Source organism: Nocardia aurantiaca (assembly GCF_009708175.1).
Classification (GTDB): Bacteria; Actinomycetota; Actinomycetes; order Mycobacteriales; family Mycobacteriaceae; genus Nocardia; species Nocardia aurantiaca.
Genome location: NZ_WMBB01000007.1, coordinates 135,539 through 153,605, shown reverse-complemented (window position 1 = coordinate 153,605; position 18,067 = coordinate 135,539). Strand labels below are relative to the sequence as shown.

11 protein-coding genes are annotated in these 18,067 nt (G+C 68.8%); 6 read left to right on the top strand and 5 right to left on the bottom strand.

Going from position 1 to position 18,067, the window contains the following annotated elements:
* Positions 1-3: 3 nt before the first annotated feature.
* A complete protein-coding gene (locus GLP40_RS16295; RefSeq protein WP_154788774.1) occupies positions 4-1,023 on the bottom strand; it encodes an Acg family FMN-binding oxidoreductase in 1,020 nt (339 codons plus the stop codon).
* Between the two features lie 106 nt (positions 1,024-1,129).
* Between GLP40_RS16295 and otsB the strand changes: the two genes are divergently transcribed.
* The gene (gene otsB, locus GLP40_RS16290; protein WP_328290239.1) at positions 1,130-5,134 is read left to right on the top strand and encodes a trehalose-phosphatase; all 4,005 of its coding nucleotides are present in this window, start codon (positions 1,130-1,132) and stop codon (positions 5,132-5,134) included.
* On the opposite strand, the gene GLP40_RS16285 is transcribed toward otsB, so the two are convergent.
* Positions 5,115-5,321, bottom strand: coding sequence for a hypothetical protein (locus GLP40_RS16285; protein WP_154788773.1), 207 nt, complete (start codon positions 5,319-5,321; stop codon positions 5,115-5,117). The genes otsB and GLP40_RS16285 overlap by 20 nt on opposite strands.
* Positions 5,322-5,552: 231 nt before the next feature.
* On the opposite strand from GLP40_RS16285, the gene GLP40_RS16280 reads away from it, so the two are divergent.
* The 4 genes from GLP40_RS16280 to GLP40_RS16265 all read left to right on the top strand — a co-directional run bounded on the left by GLP40_RS16280 (position 5,553) and on the right by GLP40_RS16265 (position 11,414).
* Complete coding sequence (locus GLP40_RS16280; RefSeq protein ID WP_154788772.1) at positions 5,553-6,491, top strand: universal stress protein; 939 nt, start codon at positions 5,553-5,555, stop codon at positions 6,489-6,491.
* Between the two features lie 2 nt (positions 6,492-6,493).
* Entirely contained in the window at positions 6,494-8,851 is a 2,358-nt protein-coding gene (locus GLP40_RS16275) for a phosphoketolase family protein (RefSeq protein WP_196054712.1), read from the top strand.
* A gap of 123 nt (positions 8,852-8,974) precedes the next feature.
* On the top strand, positions 8,975-10,771 hold the full coding sequence (locus GLP40_RS16270; protein WP_154788770.1) for an adenosylcobalamin-dependent ribonucleoside-diphosphate reductase: 1,797 nt from the start codon (positions 8,975-8,977) through the stop codon (positions 10,769-10,771).
* 154 nt (positions 10,772-10,925) lie between these two features.
* Positions 10,926-11,414: a DUF2231 domain-containing protein gene (locus GLP40_RS16265; protein ID WP_154788769.1), complete on the top strand. Its 489-nt coding sequence runs from the start codon at positions 10,926-10,928 to the stop codon at positions 11,412-11,414.
* Positions 11,415-11,416: 2 nt separating this feature from the next.
* Here the strand turns inward: GLP40_RS16265 and ftsH are convergent, their stop codons facing one another.
* On the bottom strand, positions 11,417-13,405 hold the full coding sequence (gene ftsH / locus GLP40_RS16260) for an ATP-dependent zinc metalloprotease FtsH (protein ID WP_154788768.1): 1,989 nt from the start codon (positions 13,403-13,405) through the stop codon (positions 11,417-11,419).
* 327 nt (positions 13,406-13,732) lie between these two features.
* On the opposite strand from ftsH, the gene GLP40_RS16255 reads away from it, so the two are divergent.
* Positions 13,733-14,770, top strand: coding sequence for a GAF domain-containing protein (locus GLP40_RS16255; protein WP_196054701.1), 1,038 nt, complete (start codon positions 13,733-13,735; stop codon positions 14,768-14,770).
* Positions 14,771-15,282: 512 nt separating this feature from the next.
* Here the strand turns inward: GLP40_RS16255 and GLP40_RS16250 are convergent.
* Both GLP40_RS16250 and GLP40_RS16245 read right to left on the bottom strand, forming a co-directional pair.
* Complete coding sequence (locus tag GLP40_RS16250) at positions 15,283-16,323, bottom strand: Acg family FMN-binding oxidoreductase (protein ID WP_154788766.1); 1,041 nt, start codon at positions 16,321-16,323, stop codon at positions 15,283-15,285.
* Positions 16,324-16,510: 187 nt separating this feature from the next.
* Complete coding sequence (locus GLP40_RS16245; protein WP_154788765.1) at positions 16,511-17,632, bottom strand: GAF domain-containing protein; 1,122 nt, start codon at positions 17,630-17,632, stop codon at positions 16,511-16,513.
* Between the last annotated feature and the right edge of the window lie 435 nt (positions 17,633-18,067).

Sequence of the window (18,067 nt, the reverse complement as noted above, 5' to 3'; positions counted from 1 at the left end):
GGATTATCGGGGATCGCCGGACGGAGTTCGGACACCGGGGGTTGCGGCCGCGCTGATGTCGAGGATCTGTGTGAGGGGCAATCGCGGCGTATGCGTCGGCTGCCGGTCGGAAGCCGGAACCGTGCCGACCCGTATCAGAACCTGTGGCTGCTCGGCGCGGCCGGTGAGCCCCTGGATGACCGATCGGCTCTGCGGCACCTCGGTGACGTGACTGATCGGGCACGTCGCGTATCCCGCGACCGTGCATTCGAGCAGGATCGTGGACAGCGCCTCGCCGCAGCGCAGCAATTCGGTGAAGCTGCTTCCACTGGACACGACGAGGACGACGGACTCGTCGTCCTTGATCTCGGTCCGGCGCGGTTCGTCGTCGACGGCCGGGAGCACGCGGCTCAGGTCGACCCGCTGCCGCTCGTCGGGGGTGACGCGGGCTGATGGCGGGATGCCCTCCGCGGCCAGCGAATGCCCTGCCCACCACTGCAATTCGGCTTGATAACCCGAATCGTAACGGCGTACGGCGGCGGTCATCCGGGACGCGCGGGCCAATTCGGTGCGGGCCTCGGGCGGCAGCACGGTGATCACGGCGTCGAACGGATCGACGATGACCGGCAGCACCGGTTCGAACTCCCGCCATTCGGCCGGGGCGCTGAACGGGAGGCGATCGGTATAGCGAACGGTGATGGCGGCGGCACGGTCGCGGTCGGCGTCGGTGACGATGCGGGCGGGCTCCAGCGTGACCGTCGCCAGCTGATCGTGGCGGGTCGGATTCGGGAAGTACGTGACGTGGGTCTGCCATCCGGTGGCGGCCAGCGCGGCGCGCAGATGACCCAGTGCGATGCCGCAGCTGATCAGCATCTGCCGCCCCGAGTGGTCGGTGGCGGGCAGCATCCGGGCCCGCACCGAGAACAGGTGCAGGGCTTCACCATCGAATACCCAGCGCCACGGCTGGCTGTTGTGCAGGGAGGGTGCGCGACCGGCCAACCGGACAGCCTGCTCGATCGTCTCGCTGCTGGGTAGTGGACTCATGGACTCACGCTAGGACGCCCGACACGCGCGTCCCAGGGGCCGTTGGTCCTCGTTACGGTGCTACAGGACCCTTGGCCTGGCGCTCAGCGCCACGCAGGCTGAATTCGTGGACCAGAACACACAGGCCGTGCCGCTGATCGACGCGCGGCGCCATGATGCGGTGATCTTCGATATGGACGGTGTGGTGACCGACAGCGCTCGCGTGCACGCGGCGGCCTGGAAGGAGATGTTCGACGACTTCCTGGCGCATCGCGCGCCGGCGCCCGGCGAGGACCTGTCGCCCTTCACCGACGAGGACTACCTGCGGTGGGTGGACGGCGAACCCCGATACCGGGGTGTTGCCGATTTTCTTGCCGCGCGCGGCATTTCACTGCCGGAGGGGGATCCTGCCGACGCCGAGGACGCGGGAACGGTGTGCGCGCTCGGCAACCACAAGGACCGGCTGTTCATCGAACGCCTCGTCCGCGATGGCGTCCCGGCCTTCGGCTCCACCGTGGCGCTGGTGCGGCGCCTGCAGACGGCGGGAATCGGTGTCGCGGTGTTCTCCGCCAGCCGCAACTGCGCCGAGGTGCTGCGCGCCGCGGGCATCGGAGATCTGTTTCCGGTGCGGGTGGACGGCATCGTGGCCGCGGAGCTGGGGCTGGCGGGCAAACCCGATCCCGCGATGCTGCTCGAGGCCGCGCGCCGGCTCGGGGCGGAGCCGGAACGGACCGTCGTCGTGGAGGACTCGGAGGCCGGTGTCGCCGCCGGCCGGGCGGGCGGATTCGGCCTGGTGATCGGAGTCGATCGGGGCGGGCACGGCGACCGGCTGGTCGAGCGCGGAGCCGATGTGGTGGTCTCGGATCTGGACCGGGTGCGGCTGCACAACGGCTTCCGGCGGATGTCGGAGGTGCCGGACCTGGTCACAGCCCGGCTCGGTGACCTGCTCGACACCGAAAAGGCCTCCGTCCTCCTCGATTTCGACGGCACGCTGTCGGCCATCGTCCCCGATCCGGCCGCCGCGACCCTGGTGGAGGGCGGGGCGGCGGCCCTGACGCGGCTCGCGGCTCGGTGCCCGGTCGCCATCGTCAGCGGGCGCGAACTCGATGATCTGCGTGGGCGGGTGGGTGTCGACGGACTGTGGTACGCCGGGTGCCACGGATTCGAATTGCTCGCCCCGGACGGGACGACGTACGTGCACGAGGCCGCCCCGGGCGCGGAGCAGGCTCTGGCCGCGGCAGCCGAGGAACTGGCGCTATCGCTGGGCTCGATCGACGGAGTGCTGGTGGAGCACAAGCGCTTCGCGGTCGCCGCGCACTATCGGCGGGTCGCGCCGGAGCGGGTCGGCGCGGTGACCGCCGCTGTGCACGCGCAGGCCCGCAAGCGGGGCCTGCGCGTGACGAGCGGGCGCAAGGTGGTGGAACTGCGGCCGGACATGGACTGGGACAAGGGAACCGCGCTCCAGTGGATCCTCGGCCATCTCACCACGCCCACCCTGCCGATCTACGTCGGCGACGACCTCACCGATGAGGACGCCTTCGACGCCGTCGAGGCCGAGGGCATTCCGATCGTGGTCCGCCACGACGAGAACGGCGACCGGCGGACCGCCGCCCGCCTCGCGCTGCCCGGACCCGAAGGCGTGCGATCCTTCCTCGACGAACTCGCCGGACTGCTCGCGGCCCAAGCCGATATGGCGATATCGTCCTCGTGGGTGTTCGGCTTCGACGGGTACGACCCGATCCACGAACGACTGCGCGAGGCGCTGTGCACGGTGGGCAACGGCTATCTCGCGACCCGGGGCGCCGCGCCGGAGTGCACGGCGGGAGAACATCACTACCCGGGCACCTACGTCGCCGGGATCTACAACCGGCTCTTCGACCAGATCGCCGGACGCACCGTCGACAACGAGAGCCTGGTGAACCTGCCGAATTGGCTGCCGGTCACCTTCCGCATCGGCGACGGCGACTGGTTCGACATCGACACCGTCGAATTGCTCTCGTATCGGCAGGAATTCGATCTGCGGCGGGCGGTCCTGCTGCGGCACTTCCGATTCCGGGACGCCACCGGCCGTATCACTCGGGTGCGGCAGCGGCGCTTCGCGGCGATGCACGCACCACACCTGTGTGCGCTCGAGACCGCGGTGACCGCCGAGAACTGGTCGGGCACCGTGGTCTTCCGTTCGAGGGTGGACGGCGCCGTGGACAACAGCCTGGTGGCACGGTATCGGGATCTGTCGGGGGACCATCTCGAGCAGGTATCGGCGCGGGAGCTGTCACCCGAAGCGGTGGTGTTGGTCGTGCGCACCGGGGAGTCCAGGATTCCGATCGCGACCGCGACCCGCGGGACGCTGCACCGCGAGGATGTGAAGCTGTGCCCCGCAACCGAACTCGTGGAAGGTGAGCGGTCGATCGGGCACGATCACGGCGTCTCGATGACCGAGGGGGAGACGGTCGTGCTGGAGAAGATCGCGGCCGTGGTGACCGGCCGCGATCACGCCGTGTCGGCGCCCGACGAGGAGGCGGCACGGTCCTTGCGCAGTGCCGGCAGGTTCGAGGACCTCCTCGAGTCTCACACGGCGGCATGGGAACACCTATGGGATCGGCTGCGCATCGATCTCGGCGGTGGCGAGCAAGCGACCCGGACGATCCGGCTGCACCTCCTGCATCTGGTGCAAACCCTCTCACCGCATACCGCCGACCTGGATGTCGGGGTGCCCGCACGGGGCCTGCACGGCGAGGCGTATCGCGGACACATCTTCTGGGATGAACTGTTCGTGTACCCGGTCCTCAACCCGCGCTTCCCGAGACTGGCGCGCGGCCTGCTTCGCTACCGGTATCGGCGGTTGCCGGAGGCGCGCCGTGCGGCCGCCGCGGCCGGTACGGCCGGTGCGATGTTCCCGTGGCAGTCGGGCGCCGACGGTCGAGAGGAATCTCAGCTGCTGCATCTGAATCCGCTGTCGGGCCACTGGAATCCGGATCCGAGCCCGCGCGCCCACCATATCGGCAGCGCCATCGCCTACAACGTCTGGCAGTACTACCAGGCGACCGGCGACATCGAATTCCTCACCGACTACGGCGCCGAACTCATGGTGGAGATAGCCCGCTTCTGGGCGAGCCTGGCCGACTACGATCCCAGTCACGATCGTTATCACCTACGCGGCGTCATCGGACCCGACGAATTCCACACCGGGTCGCCGAGCTCGCCCGGGACCGGGATCGACGACAACGCCTACACGAATGTCATGGCGGTGTGGACGCTGCTACGCGCCCGCGAGGCCCTGGACCGTCTGACCCCGCGCGCCCGCGCGGAACTGCTGGAGTCGCTGCGGATCTCACCCGCGGAACTCAGCCGCTGGGAGCATGTGAGCCGCCGTGTGTTCGTGCCCTTCCATGACGGCGTCATCAGCCAGTTCGATGGTTACGAGCAGTTGGCCGAACTCGATTGGGAGGGTTACCGGCAACGCTACGGTGACATCCAGCGGCTGGATCGCATTCTCGAGGCCGAGGGCGACGACGTCAATCGCTATCGGGCCGGCAAACAGGCCGATGTGCTGATGCTGTTCTACCTGCTCTCGGCCGACGAATTGCGGGAAGTGCTGGACCGTCTCGGCTATGAGCTGCCCGGAGAGATGATCCCGCGGACCATCGATTATTACCTGGCGAGGACCTCACACGGCTCGACACTGAGCGCCCTGGTCCACGCCTGGGTGCTGGCCCGGGCGCATCGGGCCCAGACCATGGACTTCTTCCACCGGGTGCTCGACGCCGACGTCACCGACATCCAGGGCGGGACCACCGAGGAGGGAATACACCTTGGCGCTATGGCCGGAAGCATCGACCTGATCCAGCGCTGCTTCACCGGGATGGAGATCCGGTCCGATCGCCTGATCTTCCACCCGAGCTGGCCGGAAGAGCTGGGAGAGCTGCACTTCTCGATCATGTACCGCGGGCACCGCCTCGCGATCCGGATCAGCGCCTCCGAGCTGGAGATCGCCGCGGACCCGGGCCACGCGGATCCGGTCGAAATCCATTGCGAGGGAGTCACCGAGCTGCTGGCGGCCGGGGCCATGGTGCGAATACCATTGGGCATCAAGGAATCCGGCCCAGCACCGATCACGACCGTAGTTGACTGACACTCCAACGGACCAGCCCCACCGCGACGGCGAGATATTCGGCGAACGCGAGATAGACCAGCACCGCGCCGTACAGCCGGGACCAGACGGACAGGTAGTCCGTCGCCGCGGGGATCGCGACGACCATCCCCGCGCCGATAATCAGGGCCACGGTGGCGACGGCGTGCGGTGTTGCCGGAGAATTCATGGTAGCCAGCCTGGTCGCGGCATGGATGAGACGGCAGAGCCGATGTTCCCGATCCCGAGGGGACCAACGGCCGCCGCGGGTCCACGCCATGGTCGCGGGCTGCCCCGCAGAGGTCTTTGGTCCCCGGTCCGAGGACAATCGCCCGCAGTCGGCGATCCGGTCCCGTTCCTACCGTGAAAGATACGAGCCCGCCGCGGGCACCGACTACTTCACCTCACCCCGGAGGTCACGATGGCACACCAGGAATTCGACGAACCGCATCGGCTGGCCTCGGCGCCCGTCGTGGTCGGCGTGGACAGTTCGGACGGATCGGCACGTGCCGTGCATTGGGCCGCGAACTACGCCGCGCTGCGCGGGCGGCGACTGCACATCGTCCACGGCATGGACCTGGTGGCGATCAGCCGCGGTACGGGACCCTACGCGGTGGCGACCCCGGCGCTGCTCGACGCCGTCAAGGCCGCCGGCACGGCGGCGGTTGCCCGGGCGCAGATGGCCGCCACCGGGTACGAGCCGGAACTGCCGATCGAGTCGTCGGTGTCCTCCGACAGCGCCGCGCAGGTGCTGATCGATCTCAGCGAGTCCGCCTTCGCGGTGGTGATCGGGGCGACCGGCGAGGCCGGAACGCTCTCGCACCTGGGTTCCACGCTGTTCGCGGTGACCAGCCACGCGCGAGGCACGGTGATCGTGGTACGGCCGGATCCGGACGCGGGCAACGCGGTCCGGTGCTCCGGCCCCGTCGTGGTCGGGGTGGACGGCAGCCGGGTCAGCGAGGCCGCGCTGGCGGCGGCGTTCGCCGAAGCCTCCGAACGACGGGTGGGCCTGGTCACCGTGCATGTCTGGAGCGATTGGGACACCGGCCAATTCGCCGGAGAGGTGATCCCGGCCATCACCGGCGACCTCGCACAGGTCGAGGAGGCCATCCTCGCCGAGCGTCTGGCGGGCTGGCAGGAGAAGTACCCGGACGTCGAGGTGACCCGCGAAGTGTTCGCCGCCGGGCCGGCCGACCGGCTGCGGGAGCTGTCGAGGACCGCGCAGCTGGTCGTGGTCGGAAACCGCGGCCGCGGCGGCTTCGTCGGCATGCTGCTCGGATCCACCGCCCATTCCCTCGTCCAGCACGCCCACTGCCCGGTGATGGTCGTGCATGCCGATGGCGAGGAGGCGAAGCGATGACAATGACGATGCCGGGGTCCGGAACCGGACTCCGGGACGATCTGGTCGATCTGGACGCGTGGTGGCGAGCAGCCAACTATCTGGCCGTCGGACAGATCTACCTCATGGACAATCCGCTGCTCACCGAGAAGCTGCGGCCCGAACACATCAAGCAGCGGTTGATCGGGCACTGGGGAACCGTGCCCGGGGTGACCCTGACCTACGCTCACCTCAATCGGGTCATCATGCGCACCCGCCAGGAGATGCTGTTCGTGCTCGGCCCAGGTCACGGCGCCGCGGCGCTCACCGCCGCGACCTGGCTCGAGGGAACCTATTCACTGCGGCACCCGGAGGTCGGCCAGAACCTGGCCGGAATGCGGGAACTGTTCCGGCAGTTCTCATTCCCGGGCGGCGTCCCCAGCCACGCCTCGCCGCACCTGCCCGGCTCCATCCACGAGGGCGGCGAGCTGGGGTACTCGCTCGCCCACGCCACCGGCGCGGCGCTCGACAATCCGAATCTCGTGGTGGCCTGCATGATCGGCGACGGCGAAGCCGAAACCGGGGCGCTGGCCACCAGCTGGCACGGGTCGCTCTTCCTGGACCGCGTCACCGACGGCACCGTGCTGCCGATCCTGCACCTCAACGGCTACAAGATCGCGAATCCGACGCTGCTGGCACGCATGTCGCGTGCCGAGTTGGACGCCATGCTCACCGCGCAGGGCTGGGAACCGATGTACGTCGAGGGCAGCGATCGGGCCGAGGTGCACGAACGGTACGCGAACGTCCTCGACGAGGCGATGGAGCGGATCCGCGAGATCCGCGACGACGCCGAGCGCGGACTGGGTCCGCGAGACCCCTGCCGTCCGATGATCGTGCTGTCGACCCCGAAGGGGTGGACCGGCCCGATGATGGTGGACGGCGTGCGCGTCGAGGGAACCTTCCGGTCCCATCAGGTGCCGCTGCCGAACGTGCGTGAGAATCCGGAACACCTTGCGCAACTGGAAGACTGGCTGCGGTCCTATCACCCCGAGGAGCTCTTCGACGACGAGGGCCGTCCGATGGACCGGATCGCGCGCCTGCATCCGCAGCATCTGCGCATGAGCGCCAACCGCGCCGCGCACGGTCACGACAGTGCGGACCTGCAGCTGCCATGCCCGACCGACTACACCCTCGGATTCGCCACGCCAGGAACCGATCTGGCGGAGGCGACCCGGGTGCTGGGCGAATACTTGCGCGACGCGTTGACCGGTAATCCTCGTAATCTGCTGTTCTTCTCGCCCGATGAGCTCACCTCCAACCGTCTGGACGCCGTCCTCGAGGTCACCGGCCGACGCTGGCGCAGCAGGCGAATCGCGGGCGATGACCGCCTGTCCCCGGACGGTCGCGTCTTCGAGGTGCTGTCGGAGCATCTGTGCCAGGGGTGGCTGGAGGGCTATCTGCTCACCGGTCGGCACGGTGTGTTCTCCACCTACGAGGCCTTCGCGCACATCATCGACTCGATGGTGGTGCAGCACGCCAAATGGCTGCACATGGCGGCGGAATTCCCTTGGCGTGAGCCGATTCCCAGTTTGAACTATCTGATCACCTCGCACGTGTGGCGGCAGGACCACAATGGCGCGTCCCATCAGGATCCCGGGTTCATCGACCACGTCCTCAGCAAGCGGCCCGAGGTGAGCCGGGTGTACCTGCCACCGGACGCCAACTGCCTGCTGCACGTCTTCGACCACTGCCTGCGCAGCCGCGGTCGCGTCAATGTCGTGGTCGCCGGGAAGCAGCCCGCGCTGCAGTACCTCGGCGACGACGCGGCGCGGCTGCACTGCGAACGGGGACTCGACGTCTGGCCGTGGGCGAGTTCGGATTCCGAGCGTCCCGCCGAGGTCGTGCTGGCCTGCGCGGGCGACGTCCCGACGCAGGAAACCCTGGCCGCCGCGGCGCTGCTGCGAGAACTGGTGCCGGACTTGGCAATTCGCGTTGTCAATGTGGTGGACCTGGCCCGCCTGTTCCCGCCGGATCGCCACCCGCACGGTATCTCGGACGAAGAGTACCGCTCGGTTTTCACCGACGCCCCGGTGATCTTCGCCTTCCACGGCTACCCCTGGCTCATCCACCGCATTGCCTACCGCCGTCCCGGTCACGACGTCATGCACGTCCACGGCTTCACCGACAACGGAACCACCACCACGCCTTTCAGCATGTGCGCGATGAACGGGATCGACCGCTTCACCCTGGCGTCCGCCGCCCTCGCCGAGGTTCCGCGGCTGTGCGAGCAACTCGCCCCGCTCACCGAACAGCTCACGGCGAGGCGCGAAGCCGCCGACGCCTATGCCCGCCGCTACGGCGTGGACCCGCCGGAGATCACCGATTGGCGTTGGCCCGTGTAGGGCCACCGGGCAGAACGTGGTCGTCGGCCTCCGGTTCGGCGGCCACCGGACCTCCGGTCGCGGCCGGACCTCGGGAGGGTGCCGGAGGCCAACTGTCTGCTGCCGATGCGGAGGTGAGAGGCGATGGTGTCGACGCCGAACGGAACGGGCACCGTGGATCCGGAGATGTCACCCGCGGCGATGGCGGTCCTGGCCGACCGGTATCTGCGCCGGGACGACAACGGCCGCGTCTGCGAGTCCGTGGGCCAGATGATGGACCGGGTGGCAGGTTTCGTGGCGCAGGCGGAGGACGCCTACCGGGCGCATGAAGCCGATCGCTGGGCGGCGCGCTTCTCCAGGCTGCTACGGTCGCGCGAATTCCTGCCCAACTCACCGACATTGATGAACGCCGGCACCGGATCCCCGGTGCTGTCCGGCTGTTTCGTATTGCCGATCGAGGACTCGCTCGACTCGATCTTCACGACATTGCGGACGACCGCACTGCTGCACCAGGCCGGCGCCGGAACCGGATTCTCCTTCGCGCATCTGCGGCCCCGGGATGACCGCGTCTGCTCCACCGGCGCACGTGCCAGCGGCCCGGTCTCGTTCATCGGACTCTATGACGCCGCGACACAGGTCATCCGGCTCGGCGGGCGGCGGCGCGGCGCGAGCATGGCGGTGCTCGACGTACACCACCCGGATATCCGAGAGTTCGTGACGGCGAAGTCCGATCCCGCCGCGCTGCCGACGTTCAATCTGTCGGTCGGTGTCACCGATGAGTTCATGCTGGCCGCCGTCGCGGATCGGCCGCATCCGCTGATCAACCCGCGCACCGGGCGGGTGGTCCGCGAGATCTCCGCTCGCGGACTGCTGGAAACGATCGTGGCGGAGGCGTGGCGCACCGGCGAGCCGGGACTGCTGTTCCTCGACGCCATCAATCGCGCCAATCCGCTCCCGGCACTGGGCGCGCTCGAGGCGACCAACCCCTGCGGCGAGGTGCCGCTGGCACCCAACGAATCCTGCAACCTCGGATCCCTCGCGCTGCCGCGGTTCCTGTCCGGCGATCGGATCGACGAGCAGCGCCTCGGCCGTGCGGTCCGAGTCGCCGTGCGGTTCCTCGATGATGTCATCGATGTCGCGGACTACCCCGCACCCGAACTCGCGGCGGCGGCGCACGCCACCCGCAAGATCGGTCTCGGAATCATGGGGCTGGCCGACACGCTCGCGGCGCTGGGTCTTCCGTACGACAGTGAAGCGGCGGTGCGGTTCACCCAGCGGCTCATGTACCGGATCTCACGGTGGGCACACGCCGCGTCCCGTGCTCTCGCGGCCGAACGCGGCGCGTTTCCACGGTATTCGGGCAGCGTCTGGGCTCCCCTGCCCGGCGGGCCGATGCGTAACGCACAGGTCACGTCCGTCGCGCCCACCGGAACCATCTCGCTGCTCGCGGGCACATCGGCGGGCATCGAACCGCTGTTCGCCCTCGCCTACACCCGGCATATCCTGGGGCGTGAATTCGACCAGGTGGAGCCGTTGTTCGAACGACTCGCCACCGAACGCGGAATCTGGACGCCGGCCCTCGCGGCCGAGATCGCCGCCACCGGCACCGCCGACCACCCCGGCGTTCCCGCCGACCTGCGCCGCCGATTCGTCACGGCGCTCGAGATGGAGCCCTACTGGCATATCCGGATGCAGGCCGCGGTGCAGCGGCACACCGACGCGGCGGTCGCCAAAACGGTCAATCTTCCCGAGACGGCGGCGGTCGGGCAGGTGCACGACGTCTTTCATCAGGCATGGCGCGCGGGCTGCAAGGGCACCACCGTGTATCGGTCGGGCAGCCGCCGCGATCAAGTCCTCCGACCACCGCCGCCGGGGCCCGACGGCCGCGTCGACGTGCACGGTACCTACTCCGGGGGCCCGCCCATCGGGGGCCAGGGCTGATCATCCGCCGCTGCGGGCGGACGCTACCCGCTGCGCGGGCCGACTGTGCGGCGTGCACGGATCCCAGCGGCCTCCCGTCGCACCCTCAGCGTTCTCACAGCGAGTCTGTGAAGACTCGGACCCACACCGTCCCCGATCCGAACGAAAGTTGCCGATGTCGACGTTCAATGGCCTGCCGGCCCACATTCTGCTCGTCCACGCCATCGTCGTCCTGGTCCCGCTGACCGCGGTGCTGGCGATCCTCTCGGCGGTATGGCCTGCCGCTCGGCGGCGGATGGTCTGGCTGACGGTCGCGCTCGCGGTGGTGACCGCGATGCTCACCCCGATCACCACCGAGGCGGGCGAGTGGCTCGAGAAGCGCGTGGGGCGAACCCCCGACCTGCGCACCCACACTCATCTCGGCGACAGCTTCGTCTTTTTCGCCATCCCCTTGGCGATCGCGGCGAGCCTGCTGGCGGTGGTCCATGTTCGTGAGACCCGCGGTCGAGCGCTGTCGCGGGTTGTCGTCGGCGCGATCGCCGTCCTCACCATCGCGGCGAGCGCCGCCGCGACCGTGCAGGTGTACCGCATCGGCGAATCCGGCGCCCGCTCGAGCTGGAACGGGGTGGCGGCGCAACCGGCCCTCGCCCACGGGTCTCGCTGAGGTCATCCCCGCTCGCGCGGTTCCGCGCTGATCTTGCTGATGAGTGCGGCGCGCCGGGGCGCGACGATGGCGGTGGGGGCGGAACCGGAGCGTTCGGTGGGCGCGTCGACGCCGACCAGCGCGTAAACGTCAGCGCCATCGACGGTTTCGTGTTCCAGCAGCAATTCGACCAGGCGCTGTAATGCGTCGCGGTGGGATTCGACGAGGTCGACCGCTCGATGTTCGGCCTGGCGGAGGAGACGGGACACTTCGGTGTCGATGGCCGCCTGGGTGGCTTCGGCGAAGGGGCGGCTGGACAACTCCGCTCCACCGCCGCCGAGGTACATCGACCCGCCACGCGGATAGCCGACCGGGCCGAGCGCGGCCGAAAGACCGAATTCCCGAACCATTTTGGTGGCCAGTTCGGTGGCCTGGGCCAGGTCGTTGGCCGCCCCGGTCGAGCCCTGACCGAACACCGCCAGTTCGGCGGCGCGGCCACCGAGTCGCACGGCGAGGCCGTCGGTGAGGTAGGACTCGCTGTAGAGGTGCCGTTCGACCAGCGGCAGTTGCTCGGTGGTGCCGAGCGTCTGGCCCGCGGGCAGGATGGTGACCTTGGCGACCGGATCGGCGTGCTCGGACAGCGCGGCAACCAGCGCGTGTCCGCTCTCGTGGACCGCCACCGCGTATTTCTCCTCGGGGAGAAGCACATTGGAGCCCTCGCGGCGGCCGAGCAGGATTCGGTCGCGGGCGGCGTCGAAGTCCGCGTCCCGGAGCACTTCCCGATCGTCGCGAACCGCGCAGATCGCGGCTTCGTTGGCGAGGTTGGCCAGGTCCGCGCCGGAGAAGCCCGGTGTGCCGCGTGCCACGACCTGGAGGTCGACGTCCGGTCCGAGCTGCTTGCCGCGGCAGTGCACCGCCAGAATCGCCGCCCGCTCGGCCAGCGTCGGCAGCGGGATGGTGACCTGCCGGTCGAATCGTCCCGGCCGCAGCAGCGCCGGATCGAGCACCTCGGGCCGGTTGGTGGCCGCCAGCACGACGATGCCTACGGCCGGGTCGAATCCGTCCATTTCCGAGAGCAATTGGTTGAGGGTCTGTTCGCGTTCGTCATTGGACACCATCGCCGTCGAGCCGCCGCGACGTGACCCGATGGCGTCGATCTCGTCGACGAAGACGATTGCCGGGGCGCGTTTGCGGGCCTCCGCGAACAGGTCCCGGACCCGGGCGGCACCGACACCGACGAACATTTCCACGAAACTGGACCCGGCCACCGACAGGAACGGAACGTCGGCCTCGCCGGCCACCGCCCGTGCCAGCAGTGTCTTGCCGGTGCCGGGCGGGCCGATCATCAGCACCCCGCGGGGCGCGACCGCGCCCGCGCGGCGATAGCGTTCCGGCGCGCGCAGGAAGTCGACGACCTCGGTGATCTCCGATTTCGGTCCGGTGTAGCCGGCGACGTCGTCGAAGGTGGTCGCCGGACGCTCGGTATCGAATACCTTCGCCTTGGATTTGCCGACGCCCATCACGCCACCGATCGGGTTCGCGGCACCGCGACCCATGCGCTGAAACCACCAGAACAGCACCAGGAACGGCCCGATGATCACCGCCCAGGTCAGTATCTGCGACCACACCGAGGGCCCGCTCGCGGGCAGCGCCGCGGTCACGGTGACATCGGCCTTCTCCAATCGGTCCAGCAGGGCGGGACCGGCCTGGGCGGGAATCACGGTGTTGTAGTCGTGCCCATTGTTCAAGGTGCCCGAGGCCTCGCCGGACGATTGCACGACGATGGTCTTGACCTGGTGGGTATCGACCTCCGACAGGAATTGGCTGTAGGTCAGGGTGGTCGAGGGCGGCGTCGACGTCCGGAGTCCGGGAGTGAGAATCGCTATGGCGACAGCCGCGATCGCCGCGACGACCGGGAGCAGCCATCGTAGCCAGGCTGGACGGTGTTGTCGCGGAGGCGTTTTCGGCGTAGAAGGGGTGCTGGGTGCCGGTACGTCGGCTCGTCTGCTCATGGTCGTCTCCCTGGAACGGCCGTGGTCGGCCCGCCGTCCGCATCAATCTGGTTCCCACTGTGCGGGCCGTGCGGTGCGGAGCCGTAGGGTCGAACGGCCCTGTCGTGTCGGCAGAAGATACCTGCGTCGATGCCGAGAGCCCGCCCGGTAGTGGAGATCTCGGGGTGCGCGTAGCATCGTGTGTGGTCGGGTGGCCTTGTCGGCGCGTGGACTCGGCCAGCAGATTTCGTCCCGGCCCTCGCGAATATGATCGCCACCACCACCGGCATCGATGTCGTCAGGCATGGCAGTACCCGAGGGTCGACCGACTGGCTTGGGATGGACGCAATGTCCCACCGAAAACCGCTGCTATCCGGGCCGCTCGAGGCGGTCGTCGCCAATGTCGCGGACCGGTCCAGCGCGACCGATCCGGCGGGTGCGGTACGGCGTGCGGAGCATTTCGCCACCGCGATCCGTCGCGTCATGGGGCGACCGGCGGAGATGCGCTGGTTGCATTCCGCGACGAGCGCATTCGCCGACGCCGAGGGGCTCGAGGATCTGCTCGTGCGGGTGCTCGATGCCGCGATCGCGGTGAGCGATGCGGACTTCGGGAACGTCCAACTCGTCGACCCCGATACCGGGACGTTGCGGATCGTGGCCCGGTGCGGTTCCGGCGCCGACTCCCTCGACCACGTCGCGGTGGTCGGCGGCGGCGCCTCCGCGTGCGGGCGCGCCGCACACCTCGGGGAGCAGATCGTGATCACCGACGTCCGATCCGAGCCGTCGTTCACGTCGCAGCTCGACCTCGCCGACGACCCCGGACACCGGGGCGTCCAGTCCACGCCGTTGCTCGCCTATGACGGCGAGCTGATCGGGATGGTGTCCACCCACACTCGCCGGCCACACCGCATGACCGATCTCGAACCGGCGGTCATGCAGCTCTTCGGCGACGTGGCCGGCGAGGCGATCGCGCAACGCCTCCGTCCGGAGAGCGACACCGATCGTATCGGCATGGCGCTCGTGACCGCGTTGCTGAGACCCGGCGCCTACGACGACGCCGGGGGACCGAACGGGCAGGCGCCGCAGCTGATCCGATGGCCCGACGGCGATCCGTTCGAAACGTTGCGGGAATCGCTTCTCGCCCAGCCCCAGATCACCCTGTCGGAATTCGCGGGCGACATCATCAACCGCCTGTTCTCGGTGGGTCTGACCCTGTCCGGCGTGCGCAGCCTCATCCATGAGCGGGTCGCCGGCGCCCGGCTCGACTCGGCCGTCGCGGATCTCGACGAGACGATCCGCAGGATCGGCCGCGACATCTTCTCTGTCGTTCAGGACGGCAACCGCCGGTCGCGCCGGTCCAAGCCCGGAACTCTCTCGGACCCGTGACGGACCGCTTGCTGACCTCTGACGCACTGCCTCGACGGTGTCCGCAGGGTCGGCTGCCTCGGCAGTTCGGCCTGCCGTTCCTGTTCGTCGCCGATCGGGCCGACGGGCGTGGCCGCCCGCGGTGCCGCCGCTACGACGGAGATCTGGGACCGGATTCCGCAGTGGGGGCCCGCTGGGTTACTGATCGATTGCCCAGTCTGTTTTCTACGCTTCGACACGTCGGCCGGTCGGGTGATGCCCCCCAGGTGTCGATTGGTCAGCGGCTCACGCGGATGCGCTGATCAGAGATATTAATTGAAGTAACACATATCACCCCCTAATCGAAGCCGGTCTGGGAGATATCGGCAGCAGGCTCGATAGTGTCCCAATCGTCCACCACAACAGGAGTTTTCGATCCCGGTGCGGTCCGCGCGGACGGGGGCCTGCAACGACTCCGGTGACGACTGCGAGGCCGACGCTCCGGTGCGGGGCTGCCCGCACCGGAGCGTCGGCCCCGGCCCGATCGCGGGCTGTCAGCGGTTTCGCGAACGCGGCGGTGCCGTAGGGGTGGGACCGGCCAGGGTCAATATGTCCGTGACCGGGCGGCGAGGGGTGGGTGCGGGCTGGTAGGCGTCGTCGGTCGGTGGGGTGCCGACGCGGACTACCACCTGCGGAATGCCAGGGCTGGAGATCATGCCGGTGAGCAGGTCCCGCCCGGCGGGTAGCTCGGTGATATTGGTCAGGGTGCAGGTGGCGAGCTCGGCGACCGTGCACTCCAGCAGTACCGCTGACAGCGCTTCACCGATGCGAACCCATTGCGGCACCGAATCCCGCACGGCGCTGAGCACCACGAGCTGGGCGCGGTCGGCGAAGTGATCACGGTGGGCGGTGCGTGGACCCGGCGGAAAGACACGGCCGACGCCAACCCGGGCGAACTCCGCCTCCGACGCCAGCGCGGTGCGCGGAATACCTTCCCGCGCATCGGAATGCCCTGCCCACCAATGAAGTTCGGTATCGTAGAACAGGTCGTGGCCGCGCAGGGTCGCGTACTCGCGGGAGAGGGCGGCGAGTTGCGGCCGGACGGATTCGTCGAGCACGTCGAGTCGCACGTACTGTGCCGCAGTCAGCGCGCGCAGTCTGGGCAGGACCTCGGCCCAGCCGACCGGCTCATGGAGGGCCAGTCGGTCGGTGCGGCGGTGTTCGACAGCACGGGCCAGGGCGCGGATATTCGCCGGGGGATTGCTCCAGGGACGGAACTCGATGGCGGCCAGCCGGTCCGGATGGCGTTCATCGGGTACGCGCACGATATCGGTATGCCAGCCACGGTCGGCGAACACGGTTGCGACGTGGTCCAGCATCGCGCCACAACTGATCACCAGCTGGCGGGCGAGCGGGTCGGTCGAGGTCAGCTGCCGTTCGGCGTCGGCATACAGACAAAGGCATCGGCCGTCGAAGCGCCAGCGCCACGGTTGAGTGTTGTGCAACGACGGCGCGCGCGCCGCCAACTCGATCACCGCGGTGATTGTCGCCGGATCAGGCACCGGTCGGCCGCGCACACCATCGTCGACGCTCATGTCGTCAGTCTCCGTGATCCGGCGTGCGCTGCACACGGTCGTTGCTCCTGTGCCACAGGGTATTTGGTCACTCGCGTGACCGGCCGGATGCCGAGCGCGCCGCGCGTCGAACCGGGAACCAGTTACCCGCCGAGAGCGCCCCGCACGGCGCTGGTAGGGATCTCCACCCTCGAGGGTGGAGAGGACGTCAAGGCCGTGGATGCGCACTGTGCGGACGGGTGCGGTCGAGTTGCAGTGCGAGCGCGGCTTGGTCGGTGAAGGCCGTTGCCAACCGTAGAATTTCGTCGTCATAGGGCGCGGATTCGACAGGGCGGATGGTGATCAGGACACCGAGGACCGCCTCGGGGGTTCGAAGTGGCAACAAGAGTGCCGGGCCGGCGTGGGGAAGTGCGGCGGCCAGTTCCGTGCGTTGTATGTCGTCGAGGCGCACCGGTTCGCGACGCGTGATCGATTCGGCCAAGGCTCCGGTCAGCCGCAGAGTCCGGTCGATCTTCGGCTCGGGCACGCCGGCGCTGTGGGTGGTGACCAGTTCGATGGGACCCGTGAGCGCCGCGCGGGTGTCGGTGACGGTCGTCAGCAGTGCTTGTGCCGATCGCGTGAGTCGGCGCGCGCGGTCGACCGCATGCGCCAGCGCCGCGTCCCGGTCGGTGCCGGCGAGGAACTCGGTGGTGAGTTCGCTGGTCGCCTCGATCCAGGATTGGCGGGCGCGAGCGGATTCGTAGAGCCGGGCATTGTCGACGGCGATGCCCGCCGCCGCGGCCAGTGCCTCCAGGATCAGCTCGTCGTCCTCACTGAACGGTTTTCCGTTGGCCTTCTCGGTCAGGTAGAGCGTGCCGAAGATCGTGCCGCGCACCCGGATCGGCACGGCCAGCAGGCCGTGCATCGGCGGATGGTTCGGCGGGAACCCGACGGATGCCGGGTGAGACGTGAGATCGGCGAGCCGGATCGGTTCGGGCTCGGTCATCAGCGCCCCGAGGACACCGTGGCCGTACGGGAGATCGCCGATGCGCCCCTTGGCCTCCGTGTCGATTCCGGTATAGACGAACCGGCTCAGCCGCCCGTCGCCGCCCAGTACGCCCACCGCGCTGTACCGGGCGTCGACCAGGTCACCGGCGGTCTGCACGATCGTGTGCAAGGTCTGCTCGAGGTCGAGCCCGGCGGTGACGGTGAGCATGGCTTCGATCAGCCCGGTCAGGCGATCGCGGGCGTCGATGAGCTGCTCGACGCGCTCGTGCACTTCGACGAGCAACTCCCGCAATCGCAACTGCGACAGGACTTCCCGCATCGACCCGGGTTCGTAGCGCGTCATTGCGGATCGCTCTGTTCGCAGGCGCGGCAGTTACCCGGCGATGGGAATTCGGGTTTCGGCGATACCGCAGTCACCGAGCGTCCTCCTGGCGAGTGATTCCCCCGAGGCGGACAGCGTGGCGTGATTCCTCTGTACAGACCCGGGACATAACGAAGCAACCGCAAGGTATTCGGTGAGCCGTGGCCCGCACCACCCTTCGACGAAGACCGATGACCTTCGGCGGGGCGCCGGTGACCTTGGTGCGTCGTTCGATGTCCGGAAGTCCTTCGAACCCGGGGTCTGCCTCCCATCGCGTGATCGCGTGGCGGGTCCCGCGGGCGGCGGCGGGATCCAGAGGGCCGGATATATAGGGGCGATGGTCATTTCACCAACGACCTGTGGACTCTGCTGAGCGTTCCGATCACTGCGCGAGGCTCGGGATGCCCGCCGACTCGA